At 62.3% G+C, this 12,942-nt stretch carries 12 protein-coding genes; 2 read left to right on the top strand and 10 right to left on the bottom strand.

Annotation, left to right across the window (positions count from 1 at the left end):
- Nucleotides 1-15: 15 nt before the first annotated feature.
- The 4 genes from ndk to PSV33_RS17240 form a co-directional block, all read right to left on the bottom strand.
- The gene (ndk, locus tag PSV33_RS17255) at nt 16-441 is read right to left on the bottom strand and encodes a nucleoside-diphosphate kinase (RefSeq protein WP_096662563.1); all 426 of its coding nucleotides are present in this window, start codon (nt 439-441) and stop codon (nt 16-18) included.
- Between the two features lie 111 nt (nt 442-552).
- On the bottom strand, nt 553-2,247 hold the full coding sequence (locus PSV33_RS17250; RefSeq protein ID WP_300563589.1) for a pseudouridine synthase: 1,695 nt from the start codon (nt 2,245-2,247) through the stop codon (nt 553-555).
- Between the two features lie 10 nt (nt 2,248-2,257).
- Nucleotides 2,258-2,971: an SMC-Scp complex subunit ScpB gene (gene scpB, locus PSV33_RS17245; RefSeq protein ID WP_300563587.1), complete on the bottom strand. Its 714-nt coding sequence runs from the start codon at nt 2,969-2,971 to the stop codon at nt 2,258-2,260.
- A gap of 104 nt (nt 2,972-3,075) precedes the next feature.
- Nucleotides 3,076-4,110, bottom strand: coding sequence for an RluA family pseudouridine synthase (locus PSV33_RS17240; RefSeq protein WP_300563585.1), 1,035 nt, complete (start codon nt 4,108-4,110; stop codon nt 3,076-3,078).
- Nucleotides 4,111-4,127: 17 nt separating this feature from the next.
- On the opposite strand from PSV33_RS17240, the gene PSV33_RS17235 reads away from it, so the two are divergent.
- On the top strand, nt 4,128-4,949 hold the full coding sequence (locus tag PSV33_RS17235) for an outer membrane protein assembly factor BamD (RefSeq protein ID WP_300563583.1): 822 nt from the start codon (nt 4,128-4,130) through the stop codon (nt 4,947-4,949).
- On the opposite strand, the gene PSV33_RS17230 is transcribed toward PSV33_RS17235, so the two are convergent.
- Both PSV33_RS17230 and PSV33_RS17225 read right to left on the bottom strand, forming a co-directional pair.
- On the bottom strand, nt 4,912-6,918 hold the full coding sequence (locus PSV33_RS17230) for an ATP-dependent DNA helicase (RefSeq protein ID WP_300563581.1): 2,007 nt from the start codon (nt 6,916-6,918) through the stop codon (nt 4,912-4,914). The genes PSV33_RS17235 and PSV33_RS17230 overlap by 38 nt on opposite strands.
- Nucleotides 6,918-7,121, bottom strand: coding sequence for a DUF465 domain-containing protein (locus tag PSV33_RS17225; RefSeq protein ID WP_300563706.1), 204 nt, complete (start codon nt 7,119-7,121; stop codon nt 6,918-6,920). The genes PSV33_RS17230 and PSV33_RS17225 overlap by 1 nt, the downstream gene beginning before the upstream one ends.
- 84 nt (nt 7,122-7,205) lie before the next feature.
- Here PSV33_RS17225 and PSV33_RS17220 point away from each other — a divergent pair, with 84 nt between their 5' ends.
- Nucleotides 7,206-7,964, top strand: a complete 759-nt coding sequence (locus PSV33_RS17220) for a protein phosphatase 2C domain-containing protein (RefSeq protein ID WP_300563579.1) — start codon at nt 7,206-7,208, stop codon at nt 7,962-7,964.
- Nucleotides 7,965-7,977: 13 nt separating this feature from the next.
- On the opposite strand, the gene PSV33_RS17215 is transcribed toward PSV33_RS17220, so the two are convergent.
- The 4 genes from PSV33_RS17215 to odhB all read right to left on the bottom strand — a co-directional run bounded on the left by PSV33_RS17215 (nt 7,978) and on the right by odhB (nt 12,889).
- Nucleotides 7,978-8,622 (bottom strand): hypothetical protein, encoded by a 645-nt coding sequence (locus PSV33_RS17215; RefSeq protein WP_300563577.1) that lies wholly within the window; start codon nt 8,620-8,622, stop codon nt 7,978-7,980.
- Nucleotides 8,619-9,731, bottom strand: a complete 1,113-nt coding sequence (gene zapE, locus PSV33_RS17210) for a cell division protein ZapE (protein ID WP_300563575.1) — start codon at nt 9,729-9,731, stop codon at nt 8,619-8,621. Before zapE ends, PSV33_RS17215 begins: the two co-directional genes overlap by 4 nt.
- 88 nt (nt 9,732-9,819) lie before the next feature.
- Complete coding sequence (gene lpdA, locus PSV33_RS17205) at nt 9,820-11,247, bottom strand: dihydrolipoyl dehydrogenase (RefSeq protein ID WP_300563573.1); 1,428 nt, start codon at nt 11,245-11,247, stop codon at nt 9,820-9,822.
- 370 nt (nt 11,248-11,617) lie between these two features.
- Nucleotides 11,618-12,889, bottom strand: a complete 1,272-nt coding sequence (gene odhB / locus PSV33_RS17200) for a 2-oxoglutarate dehydrogenase complex dihydrolipoyllysine-residue succinyltransferase (protein WP_300563572.1) — start codon at nt 12,887-12,889, stop codon at nt 11,618-11,620.
- Nucleotides 12,890-12,942: the final 53 nt, after the last annotated feature.

The raw sequence follows: 12,942 nt of genomic DNA, 5'->3' as shown, positions 1-12,942 counted from the left end.
CGGGAAACTTGCGCCTTAGCGCGAGTAGATGTTCATGCCCGCGAAGAAGAAACTGATCTCCACCTGGGCAGTTTCGACCGCATCGGAGCCATGCACGGCATTGGCATCAATGCTGTCAGCGAAATCGGCACGAATGGTACCGGCGGCGGCTTTCTTCGGATCTGTCGCGCCCATCAGGTCGCGGTGTTTCAGGATCGCGTTTTCGCCTTCCAGGGCGGAAATCATGACCGGACCGGAAATCATGAACTCAACCAGATCCTTGAAGAAAGGACGCTCTTTATGCACTGCATAAAAAGCCTCAGCTTCGCCGCGCGACAGGTGCGCCATGCGGGCAGCAACCACTTTCAGGCCGGCGGCCTCAAAACGTGCATAAATTTGACCAATGACATTTTTTGCCACTGCATCGGGTTTGATGATGGAGAGAGTGCGTTCGATCGCCATGAGATTTCCTTAACCTTGATTTTCTGGGATTTATTCAAATCGAATAAAGCCTCTGATTTTAACCCGCGGGCAATGTCCTTTGAACAAAGCGCGTTGGGATACGCCGGGCAGTTACCGGTTTCCGCCGCGGTTACCGCCCCCACTGCGGTTTCCGCCGCGGTTTCCACCGCCACCGCCACTGCGGCGCGGCCCCGGAGTGCTACCGCCGCCGCCGCCCCCGCCCCCGCCCCCGCCACCGCGACGTTGCCCCTGACCCGGAGCCTGTCGCTGGCGGGTAAAGGTTTCCGCGCCGATATAACCAAACGAAGTCTTCATTGGGTCCGGCTGTGCACCGCCTGGCCCCTTGTCACCGCGGTCACCGCGATCCCCGCCCCGGTCGTCACGGCGCTTCGGCCCTTGTCCGCCCGTATTGCCGCCAAACTTGCCAGGCGGGCCGGAACGGGGACCCGCTCCGGAGTTACCCCCATTGCCGCGACCACCCTTGGCACCCCGGCGCCGGTTGGCGTCGCGTGGCGCTTCGTTGCGATTCATGGGCGGCTGCAGATCCAGCGGATCGTGGCCGGCCTCCTCGCCTTGTTCCCTCGCCTCCGCTGTCCGGCTTTTGTCTGGCATGGCTTGCGCATCCAGTGCCCTGGGGGCGCCACTGTCAGGTCGTCCCCGTCCGCCGCGTGAGCGGTCGTTGCGGCGCGGCCCGCGCCCTGGACGGCCCTCGCCGAAGCCGGCTTCCCCGGCCTCTCCTGCTTCCCCGGTATTCCTGTTGGCACCGCGCGGATCGGCGCGGGCTTCCGAACGTCCAACAGCGCTGGTCAACGCGTCAATGTCGCGCTCATCGAGTTCGACAAAAGCGCCACGCTTGAGGCCGCGCGGCAGCACCACCGCGCCGTAACGGATGCGGATCAGGCGGCTGACGGCATGACCCACCGCTTCGAACATGCGGCGCACCTCCCGGTTGCGACCTTCGGAAATCGTCACGCGGTACCAGCAGTTGGCGCCCTCGCCCCCGCCGGCTTCAATCGTGCTGAACTGGGCCAGGCCATCGTCAAGTTGCACGCCGTCGAGCAGGCGCTTTTTCTCTTCGTTGTTGAGTGCCCCCAGTACACGCACCGCGTACTCCCGCTCCAGGCCAAAACGGGGATGCATGAGTTTGTTGGCGAGTTCGCCGGAACTGGTCAGCAGCAAGAGCCCCTCGGTGTTCAGGTCGAGCCGGCCCACCGATTGCCACTTGCCCTGGAACAGCTTGGGCAGACGGCGAAACACCGTGGGCCGGTTTTGCGGGTCGTCATGCGACACCACCTCGCCGGAGGGCTTGTGGTAAGCAATGACCCGTGGTGGCGGCGGGTCGATGCGCACCCGGATCGGCTTGCCGTTGACCTTGACCGTGTCGCCAAACTGGATGCGCTGGCCAATATGGGCCGGTTCGCCGTTGACGGAAATCCGGCCTTCCAGAATCAGCTGTTCCATTTCCAGCCGGGAGCCGAGTCCCGCCTGTGCCAGAACCTTGTGCAGCTTGGGGGTCTCCGGTTGCGGCAGCAGCACCCGCTTGGGGAGCTCCAGCGCCACGTCTTCCTCTTCGTCGGCATCGAACTGGCCGGTCACCACGTCTTCAAAACGGGCCAGCGCCGGCGCCAGCTGCGCCACACGCTCGGACCTGCCTTGCGCCGCCTTGGCGGAATCACCGGCAGGCGGCACCTCCGCTATCAAATCAGGAGCTGCCTGCGCCGATGAATCGGGGGCTGGCGGCACAATGGGCTCTTCAACCTGGGCAGGGGGAGCGGGGGCCGGAGCCGGATTGTCTTTTTGATTCATGCGTTTGCGTTCAGGCGTTGGGATCGGTGGCCGTGAGGCTGGTTAACGAAGCGTCCTGCGAATCGCCGGCCTGCGCCGCATCGGAAAGTTCTGCGACCAGCAAACCGGTCCCGGGATCATCGGGCAAAGCGGCATCCCCGGGCGCTGCCGCGTCTGCGGCCACAGCAGCCGGCATGCCAAAGTCGATCTGATCGAGCATCGAGGCCTGCGCCTCCGTGGTATCCATGACCGGCAACTGGTCCAGCGACTCGAGCCCCAGATCGTCGAGAAACTGCCGCGTTGTTGCGTACAGACCGGGACGCCCGACGGTTTCGCGATGACCGATGACCTCGACCCAACCCCGGTCCTCAAGCTGCTTGAGAATCATGCTGTTGATGGTCACGCCCCGGATGTCTTCCATGTCGCCACGTGTCGCCGGCTGGCGGTAGGCGATGATGGCCAGCGTTTCCAGCGTGGCTCGGGTGTAGCGCGGCGGCTTTTCAGGATGCAGGCGATCGAGGTACTCGCGCATCTGCGGTCTGCTCTGAAACCGCCAGCCGGTCGAGACATGCACCAGCTCCACCCCCCGCCCGGACCAGTCGTTTTGCAGATCCTCCAGCAGCAGCTTGAGGGTATCGGCAGTCAGTGCCCCGTTGAACAATACACCCATCTCACGCAAAGGCAGCGGCTGCTGCGCGCAAATAAGTGCCGTTTCGAGGACGCGCTTGGCATCCGTCGTATTCATGGTCTTGGTTCCGAAATGATTCGAGATAAAGGCGCCTGGCGGCGCAGTTCACATTCATGCGCAACCACAATATCGGGGTGCGCCATGCGGCGGGTAGCAGAAAACTACTGGATTTGATTGTATCCCAGCCCCAGCTGGGCAAGCGCCGCCGCCAGATCCATCGGCAACGGCGCCATGAACTCGAGGGCTTCGCCGGTCACGGGGTGTGTGAAAGCCAGGCGGCAGGCATGCAGGGCCTGACGCTCCAGGCCCGCGGCGGGCTTGCCGCCATAAACATCATCGGCCACCAGCGGATGGCCGATGGAGGCCATGTGCACCCTGATCTGGTGGGTCCGGCCGGTCTGCAGCCGGCAGCGCACCAGACAAAACGGCCCTTCGTTTTGAAGCAGATAAAACCCGGTCGAGGCGGTCTTGCCGGCCGTTTTTTCGAGGTCCACGACCGCCATGCGCAGGCGATTGCGCGGATCGCGGCCTATCGGCGTCTCGACCTGGCGCGACTTCGGCCCTTCCCACGCGCCATGGGCCAGCGCGATGTACTCGCGGCTGACACTGCGCTCGGCAATCATGGCCACCAGTTGGTCCATCACCTGGCGCCTGCGCGCCACCACCATGAGGCCGCTGGTGTCCTTGTCGAGCCGGTGAACGATGCCCGCGCGCGGCAACAGGCTGGCCTGGGAATCGCGCGCCAGCAGCCCGTTGAGCAGCGTGCCGCTCCAGTTTCCGGGCGCCGGATGCACCACCAGGCCGGCCGGCTTGTTGATGACCAGCAGATGCTCGTCCTCAAAAAGAAGCTCCAGCGCCATCGCCTCCGGCTTGAAGGCCTGGCTTTGCGGCGTCGGTTTGAGTTCGATCTTCAGGTTGTCGCCGGCCTTGACTTTGGCGGACGCCTTGGCCACCGTGACGCCATTGAGTTGCACGGCCCCCGCTGTTATCAGTTGTTGAAGATAACTGCGGGAGAACTCGGGCACAATGCCTGCCAATGCCCGGTCCAGACGCGCGCCGTGACTCTCCACGGGAACACTCACCTCACGCAACTCGGCATCGGCGGCCGTCTCGCCCTCTCCCAGGACGTCATCGGCCAGAGTGCCCGCCGCAAGGGCGCTCGATATAATCAATTTGCTTTGTACAGAATCAGTCATTAACAGGATCAATTGCGATGTTTTCCTCCAAATTATCGGTTGTTCCAGCCACACGCCCCGTGGCAGCGTCCATGCTTGTCTGTGCATTCGTGCTTTCAGCGTGCTCCTCCACCGTGAAGGACCCCACGGCCAACTGGAGCCCCAACAAGATTTACACGGAAGCCAGGGACGAGGCAAATTCCGGCGCCTATGACAAGGCCGTCCCTCTGTTTGAAAAGCTCGAAGGCCGCGCAGCTGGCACGCCGCTGGCCCAGCAGGCCCAGCTGGAAAAAGCCTATGCCCAGTTCAAGGGTGGAGAGCAGGCACAGGCATTGGCGACGCTGGATCGCTTCATGAAGCTGCACCCGGCCAGTCCGGCGATCGACTATGCCCTGTACCTCAAGGGTCTGGTGAACTTCAACGAAAACCTGGGCCTTTTCAGCTTCCTGTACAAGCAGGACCTGTCGGAGCGTGACCAGAAAGCCGCCAAGGAGTCCTTCGAGTCCTTCAAGGAGCTGGTCAACCGCTTTCCAGAATCGAAGTATTCGGCCGACGCGCGCCTGCGCATGAACTACATCGTCAATTCCCTGGCCCAGTATGAAGTCCATGTAGCCCGCTACTACTACACCCGTGGCGCCTACATCTCGGCCATCAACCGCGCTCAAACCGCGATTGCAGACTACCGCGATGTGCCGGTGCTCGAAGAAGCCCTGTTCATTCTGTACAAGTCTTATGACGCGCTCAACATGGCCCAACTGCGCGACGACACCAAACGCGTGATGGAAAGAAGCTTTCCCCAGAGCGAATACCTGTCCAAGGGCTTCAAGTCGGTTGAGGGGCCCTGGTACAAGTTCTGGTAAGCAGATCCAGCCGCTCGTTCAACTGCTCTTCCGACGCCAGGCGTTGCATGGGCGGCAGCGCACGCAGCAGCCGCTTGCCATAACCCATGGATGCCAGCCGGCTGTCGCAGACCACCAGCACGCCCTGATCGGTTTCGCGGCGTATCAGGCGCCCGGCCCCCTGCTTCAACGCCACGGCAGCTTCCGGCAGGAAATAGTCGTTGAAAGCGCTTTTGCCTGTTGATTCCAGCAACCGCGACCTGGCCTCCACCATGGGATCGTTGGGCGGCGGAAACGGCAGTTTGTCGATGATCACGAGCTGCAGTGCATCACCCGGCACATCGATGCCTTCCCAGAATGAGGCGGACGCCACGAGCACGCAGCCGCGTCCACCGTGGCTGTCGGCCTGGCGGAAACGTTCAATCAGGGTCCGCTTGGGCATCTCCCCCTGCACCAGCACCTCGATGTCAACCGAACCCTCAAAGCTTGCCTGCAGGGCCTCGCCGATCGCCCGCAAGGCGCGCAAGGTGGTTGTCAGCACCATGGTGCGGCCGCCCAGCCGGCGGGCCCAGTCCGCTGCGGAGGCCGCGACCGCAGCCGTGTGCGTGGGGTCGCCCGGCTTGGGGAAGTTGCGCGGAATGTACAACGCGGCCTGGCGCGCATAGTCGAAAGGGCTGCCCACCTGCAACACCGTGGCCTCTGTCAAACCACAGGGCTGAGTGAACCAGCTCAATTGCGCATCGTCGCCCAGGGTGGCCGAGGTGAATATCCATGTTTTGGCAGCCGCCTTGTCATCGGTGAACACCCTGGCCTGGATGGCCTCGGCGATATCCAGCGGGGACTCCACCAGCCGCAGTTGGGTGCCCACATCCAGCCAGCGGACCCCGCCGGGCTGAGGCTCAAGACCAAAAGCGCGGGCGCGCGCCTCCAGTTCGGCAGCGCGCTCGTGCAGGCGCACGAAGTCCGGGGCGATGTCACTGACCGTGTCCAGGGCTTCACAGGCACCCGCCAGCGCGGTGCCGACAGCCGCCAGCGCCTCTGCCCATTCTTTTGGGGCCAGGCCCTCAGGCGCAGCATCGGTCCAGCGCAGCTTGCTGCCCGGATAGGCCTTGCCCACGGAGAGGCGCAAGTCGCGGGCCGCATGTTCGGTCGCGCCCGCCAGCGCCGGCCAGTCCAGCAGGCCGCGCGCCAGCTGCAGCCCGGTGCCCAGCATGTCGCGGGCGAAATCGAGGATCTGTCCGGTCGACAGGTTTTTTCCCAGAAACTGCACACCCGTTTCATTGAGCTGGTGTGCTTCGTCAAAGATCGCAATCCGAACTGTCGGCAACAGCTCCGCCACGCCTGATTCGCGCACCGCCAGATCAGCAAAAAACAGGTGGTGGTTGATCACCACCACGTCGGCCGCCAGCGCTTGACGGCGTGCATGGTTGACATGACAGGCGCGAAACCGCGGGCACGGAGCGCCAAGGCAGTTTTCCCGGGTCGAGGTGACCCAGGGAATCACCGGTGAACGCTCATCCAGCCCGGGCAGTTCGGCCAGATCACCGGTATCCGTTCCGCGAGCCCATTCCTCCACTTTGGCCAGCGCGCGAAGCGCGCTGCGTTCGGGAAAACTCGCGTCATGGCGGGCCATTTCCATCCGGTGCAGACAGAGATAACTGCCGCGCCCCTTGAGCAAGGCGGTGCTGACCGGCACGCCCAGCGCCTTGACCAGGGCCGGCAGGTCACGGCCGAACAGCTGGTCCTGCAAGGCCTTGGTAGCGGTGGACAGCAGCACCCGCTCACCGCTGAGCAGGGCCGGCACCAGGTAGGAAAAGGTTTTACCGACACCGGTGCTGGCCTCTACCACCAGCGGATAAGCACCTTCGATGGCGCGCGCCACGGCGAGCGCCATGTCGGTCTGTCCGCTGCGCGGGACAAAATGTTCAGCTGCTCGCGCCAGCACGCCATCGGGGGCAAACGCCTCCAGGACTTGAGACTCCAGATTCATCAGGCGGGCTCGGGGGGGTCAAGGGCCAGTTCGAGCTGGGCGATCAGGTCGCGCAAGAGCAAGCGGCGCTTTTTCAGGCGCCTGAGCATCAACTCGTCAATCGGCACGGCATGCGCGGTGAGATCCACCAGGGCATTGAGATCCGCATGTTCGATTTTGAGGTCTATGAGGCGACGCTCCGGGGAATGCAGGTTGAAGTCCAAGTTTTTTATACGGGCGAGCAGCTTCATCTGATAATACGTTGATTACGGAGATTAATCGAGTCCACATGACTCGGCCATTTCAATATGTCCAAAGGTTATCGAATCACGGCGTCAACCGGTATCCACAAGGGAGACCGCGACTACCAGCAGGACCAGGTGGCCCTGCTCAGCCATGCGCGCATCGCCGGCTGCATGCTCGGCATCGTGGCCGATGGGATGGGCGGGCGAAGTGGCGGGCGCAAGGCGTCCGATCAGGTCATGATGACGGCCAAACAACTGTTCGAGCGATATGCCCCCGACACAGACGATGCGGTGGCCATGCTCAAACAGCTGGTGGAAGAAGCCCACACCGTGATCAAGCTCACGGCCATTTCAGCCGAACAGGAGCCGCACAGCACGCTGGCAGCGTTTCTGATCAACCCGGGCGGCGACTGCCACTGGGTGCATGCTGGCGACTCGCGCATCTACCATTTTCGGGGTGCCAAGCTGGTCAATCGGACCATCGACCATTCCTATGTCCAGACACTGGTGGACAAAGGCGAACTCACCGAGGAAGAGGCCAACGTGCATCCGCAGTCCAACATCCTGATGGGATGCCTGGGCACCGAGGAAGTGCCGCCGGTGAGCCAGCACTACATTCCACAGCTGGGGCCGGGCGACTCACTGATCGCTTGCAGCGACGGTGTCTGGCACTATTTCAGTCCCAGTGAAATGGGCTCGGCCCTGTCCATGCTGTCACCACGTGAGGCCACCGAATTCCTGATTCAGAAAGCACGCTCGCGTGCCCATGGCGGCGGCGACAACCTGTCGCTGGTCATCGTCAAGTTCGAGGCGCTGGCCTGAATGTGACCGAACCTCAGCCGGGGGCAGGCAAGGGCTTGGCCGCCGGCTTGGTCTGCTCGCGCAGCCTCTGCTCGCGGCTGGCTTTTCTCTCCTGCGCTTCCTGCTGTTTGTCCTTGTACATCTGGGCCTCTTTGGCACTGGCGGCCTGCTTGTCTGCGCGCGCCTGGGCCCTCTCCTTGGCACCTTGATCCTTGCCGGCTGCCTCGGCGGCATTGAGGGCTTCGTTCTGCTTGAGGTCCATGCGATCGCTGGCCTTCTGACGCGTTCGCTCTTCCCGGGCCTTGGTGTCTTCCAGCGCCGTGGCGCGACGCTCAGCGGCTTGCCGCTCGGCCTCGGGTGACGATTTTTCCTCGGTCTTGCGAACCTGCTCGGCTGCCTTTTGGCGGCGCTCCTGCTCATTAAGGGCAACTTCCCGGAACTTCAGGTCGGCCATCGCCTCACGCCGCCTGGGTTTGATGGCGTTCAGACAGCTGTTGACAAAAAACTTTTTGTAACAGGCATCTTCTTCCGCATCAAATGCTGCCTCCAGCGTGGTGCGTTCGGTGTTGATGCGCTGTCGCTCCCGATCGGTGGCGGCCGACACCAGTTCATCCTGGGTCTGAGCACTTGAGGCAACCCCCAGGGTGGAGAACAGCAAGAAAAGAAACAGTTTTTTCATGTCAGGGTGGTATCCACATTTCTGCGTTCCAGTGCCAGGAACTCGGCAGACTGCATTTCATTGAGCCTGGACACCGTCCGGGGAAACTCGTGTGCCAGGGGACCTTCCGTGTACAACGCCTCAGGGGGGACTTCCGCCGACATGATGAGTTTGACGCGACGGTCGTAGAGAACATCGACCAGCCAGGTAAAACGCCTTGCTTCGGATGCCATGCGCACCGGCATGTGCGGCACATTGCTGAGCAGCACCGTGTGAAACTGTGTGGCAATTTCCAGGTAGTCATTTTGCGAACGTGGCCCGCCACACAGGGTCTTGAAATCGAACCAGACGACGCCGCCCGCCTTGCGTCTGGCATGGATTTTCCGTGATTCGATGTGCAGCACCGGCGATTCGTCGTGAGACTCCGCCAGACGCTGAAAAGTTTCCTCCATTTCCGCGTCTGCCTGCGGCCCCAGCGGCGTGTGGTAGAGCCTGACCTGCTCGAGCGTGCGCCGACGGTAGTCGGTCCCGTTGTCCACGCTGATCACTTCGAGGTTCTGCTTGAGCAGCGCAATCGCCGGAAAAATGCGGTCACGGTGCAGGCCGTTCGGGTACAGGTCGTCAGGATGAAAATTGGAGGTGGTGATAAAACCCACGCCGTTGTCAAACAGCGCCGCCAGCAGGCGATGCAAAATCATCGCGTCGGTGATGTCGGCGACATGAAACTCGTCAAAGCAGATGAGGCGGTAACGTTTGGAAATACGTTTACCCAGCTCGTCCAGCGGATTGACCACCCCCTGGAGGTCGCGCAGTTCACGGTGGACTTCGCGCATGAACTCGTGAAAATGCAGGCGCGTCTTGCGTTTGAGCGGAACCGCGTTGTAGAAACAGTCCATCAGGAAGCTCTTGCCGCGCCCCACCCCGCCGTGCATGTAAACCCCGCGTGGGATGTCGGGCCGGTTGATAAGCTTCTTGAGCGGATTGGACCGTTTTTCCTTGAACGCCGCCCACTCGGTGGCGCAACGCTCCAGTGCATCCACAGCCCGCAACTGGGCGGGGTCACTGGTGTAACCCCGCGTCTTCAGTTCAGACTCGTAATCCGAACGCACCGACCCTCGCGGGACGACCATCAGCCGCCGCCGGGCCGCCCCAAGGCGGCTGGGCCCCCCTGGGGGGCAGAGACCCACACGAAGTGGGGGAACGTGGGGGCAAACATCCTCAGAAATTCAGCGTCCGCTTGTCGACGGCCAGCGCAGCCTCCTTGGTGGCCTCGCTGAGCGATGGATGGGCGTGGCAGATTCTCGCAATGTCCTCTGCACTGGCCCGGAATTCCATGGCCACCACGCATTCGGCGATCAGTTCGCTGGCGAAGGGGCCGACGATGTGCACGCCGAGAATTTCGTCGGTGGTGGCGTCCGCCAGCATCTTCACCATGCCGGTGGTGTCGCCGAGCGCCCGCGCACGCCCGTTGGCCATGAAGGGGAAGGTGCCTGCCTTGTAGGCCCGGCCCGCCGCCTTCAGTTGCTCTTCGGTCTGCCCGACCCAGGCGATCTCGGGGTTGGTGTAAATCACCCAGGGAATGGTGTTGAAGTTGACATGGCCATGCTGGCCGGCGATGCGCTCGGCCACCGCGACGCCCTCTTCCTCCGCCTTGTGCGCCAGCATGGGGCCCCGCACCACATCACCAACAGCCCAGACGTTGGGCAAATTGGTTTTGCATTCCTCGTCGACCACGATGGCGCCGCGTTCGTCGAGCTTCAGTCCCACCGTTTCGGGCGCCAGACCAAGGGTGTTGGCGGTCCGGCCGATCGAGACGATCAGCTTGTCGACATCAATCGTCTGGGCCTCTCCCTTGGCATTGGTCCAGGCGACGGACACGCCATTTTTGCCGGATTTGATCTCGCCCACCTTGACACCGAGCTCGATTTTCAGCCCTTGCTTGACAAAGGCCTTGTGCGCTTCCTTGGCAACCTGCTGATCGACGGCGCCGAGGAAGGTGGGCAGGCCTTCCAGAATGGTCACATCGGCACCGAGGCGCCGCCAGACCGAGCCCATTTCCAGGCCGATCACGCCGGAGCCGATCAGGCCCAGTTTTTTAGGCACGGCGCCGATGCGCAGGGCGCCGTCGTTGGACAGGATGTTTTCTTCATCAAAAGGCGCACCGGGCAAGGCACGGGCGTTCGATCCTGTGGCCACGATGACGTGTTTGCCGGAGAGGGTGTCCTCGGAGGCTCCCGCCACCTTGATGTCATAAAGACCGTCCTTCGCCGCGACGAAAGAGCCGCGGCCATGAAAGAAGGTGACCTTGTTCTTCTTGAACAGGTAGACGATGCCGTCGTTGTTCTGCTTGACGACCGTGTCCTTGCGCGCCAGCATTTTCGCGACGTCCAGGCCCAGTCCCTTGACCTCGATGCCATGATCAGCAAAGTGGTGAGCGGCATGGTCATAGTGTTCGGACGATTGCAGCAAGGCCTTGGACGGAATGCAGCCGATGTTGGTGCAGGTGCCACCCAGGGCCGGTCCGCCCTTGGCGTTTTTCCACTCGTCGATACAGGCCACGTTGAAGCCCAGCTGGGCGGCGCGGATGGCGGCAATGTAGCCACCGGGACCGCCACCGATGACGATGACATCAAAACTTTTGCTCACAACTACCTCTTTTCATATTTACGGCGGGAGAAATCAAGCTCGTCCAGGTAAAAGAACTTAGCGCCGTCGCAGCAGCGCAGAAACTTTTTGCAGGCAAGCCCCAGCGAACTCAAAAAATCCAAAAAGACAAATTGCGCCGCCTACGGGCACGGTCGCGATTGACGCAAACACTGCTATCCACCCCAACACGCAAGAGTAACCACTGCCAGCGCAGGAAGAGTTACCACTCGTGAGAGTTTCAACGGTGGAAACCAGGCCCAGCAGGAGCCAGGGTAAGACAGCTATCGCTGCACCCAACATCATCTGCGATAAGCCATTGGCGATATCGGATGTTAGAAGGGGCAATAGCCGTTTCCTGGCCAAATTGACCTCAAATGTCGAACAGCAGGCGCGCCGGGTCTTCCAGCGCTTCCTTCATCGCCACCAGACCGAGCACGGCTTCGCGGCCGTCGATGATGCGGTGGTCGTAACTCATGGCGAGGTAGTTCATCGGGCGGATCACGATCTGGCCGTTCTCTACCACCGCGCGGTCCTTGGTCGCGTGCACGCCCAGGATGGCCGATTGCGGTGGGTTGATGATCGGCGTCGACAGCATGGAGCCGAAGGTGCCGCCGTTCGAGATCGAGAAGGTGCCACCGGTCATATCCTCGATGCCCAGCTTGCCGTCCTGGGCCTTCTTGCCGAACTCGGCGATTTTCTTTTCGATTTCGGCAAAACTCATCTGGTCGGCATTGCGAAGAATGGGCACCACCAGGCCGCGCGGCGAACCGACGGCGATGCCGATGTCGAAATACCCGTGGTAGACGATGTCATTGCCATCCACCGACGCATTGATCACCGGGAATTTCTTCAGCGCATGCACAGCGGCTTTCACAAAAAAGCTCATGAAGCCGATCTTGACGCCATGCTCCTTGGTGAACTGGTCCTGGAACTTCTTGCGCATTTCCATGACGGGCGCCATGTTGACTTCGTTGAACGTGGTCAGGATGGCGTTGGTCGACTGCGATTGCAGCAGACGCTCGGCAATCCGTGCGCGCAGGCGGCTCATGGGCACGCGCTGCTCGGGGCGGTCGCGCAGGTCGCTGGCCCTGGCCGGTGCCGCCACTTGAGGCAAGGAAGTGGTTGGAGCGCCCGTGGGTATTGCGCTGGCAGCTATTGATTTTGGAGCAGACGGAGCACCGCCGGCCACCGCGACCAGCACATCGCCCTTGGTGACCCGGCCGTCCTTGCCGGTACCGGCAACCGAGCCGGAAGCCAGTTGGTTGTCGGCCATCAGCTTGGCCGCTGCCGGCATGGGCACGCCGGCCATGCTGCCACCCGCTGGGGCGGGCGCGGCTGCCGGGGCGGTCGCGACGGCGGCCGCAGGTGCCGCCGCAGCCGGCGCAGCGGCAGCTGCCTTGCCTTCGGTATCAATCCGGGCAATCAGTTGCTCGGCCGTGACCGTGCCGCCATCGGCGACCAGGATTTCGGCCAGGACGCCGGCGGCAGGCGCGGGCACTTCCAGCACCACCTTGTCGGTCTCGATCTCGATCAGGATTTCGTCAATGGCGATGGCGTCGCCGACTTTTTTCTTCCACTGCAGCATGGTGGCTTCTGCCACGGATTCGGACAACTGCGGGACCTTGACTTCTACGATAGCCATTTGAATTCTTTCGGGTTGTGGGTTCGATGGAGTGCGCCGTCCGGCGCAGCCCT

It is taken from the genome of Polaromonas sp. (genome assembly GCF_029945895.1).
In the GTDB taxonomy this organism is placed as follows: Bacteria; Pseudomonadota; Gammaproteobacteria; order Burkholderiales; family Burkholderiaceae_C; genus Polaromonas.
The sequence above is the reverse complement of the archived record's forward strand: the minus strand, read 5'-3'. Positions and strand labels throughout refer to the sequence as shown.

Excerpts from the sequence above, each read along its gene's own strand:
- PSV33_RS17240 (WP_300563585.1), bottom strand. The coding sequence starts at position 4,110 with ATGACTGATTCTGTACAAAGCAAATTGATTATATCGAGCGCCCTTGCG.
- PSV33_RS17230 (WP_300563581.1), bottom strand. The coding sequence starts at position 6,918 with ATGAATCTGGAGTCTCAAGTCCTGGAGGCGTTTGCCCCCGATGGCGTG.
- PSV33_RS17215 (WP_300563577.1), bottom strand. The coding sequence starts at position 8,622 with ATGAAAAAACTGTTTCTTTTCTTGCTGTTCTCCACCCTGGGGGTTGCC.
- odhB (WP_300563572.1), bottom strand. The coding sequence starts at position 12,889 with ATGGCTATCGTAGAAGTCAAGGTCCCGCAGTTGTCCGAATCCGTGGCA.
- PSV33_RS17235 (WP_300563583.1), top strand. The coding sequence starts at position 4,128 with ATGTTTTCCTCCAAATTATCGGTTGTTCCAGCCACACGCCCCGTGGCA.
- zapE (WP_300563575.1), bottom strand. The coding sequence starts at position 9,731 with ATGGTCGTCCCGCGAGGGTCGGTGCGTTCGGATTACGAGTCTGAACTG.
- PSV33_RS17250 (WP_300563589.1), bottom strand. The coding sequence starts at position 2,247 with ATGAATCAAAAAGACAATCCGGCTCCGGCCCCCGCTCCCCCTGCCCAG.
- ndk (WP_096662563.1), bottom strand. The coding sequence starts at position 441 with ATGGCGATCGAACGCACTCTCTCCATCATCAAACCCGATGCAGTGGCA.
- PSV33_RS17220 (WP_300563579.1), top strand. The coding sequence starts at position 7,206 with ATGTCCAAAGGTTATCGAATCACGGCGTCAACCGGTATCCACAAGGGA.
- scpB (WP_300563587.1), bottom strand. The coding sequence starts at position 2,971 with ATGAATACGACGGATGCCAAGCGCGTCCTCGAAACGGCACTTATTTGC.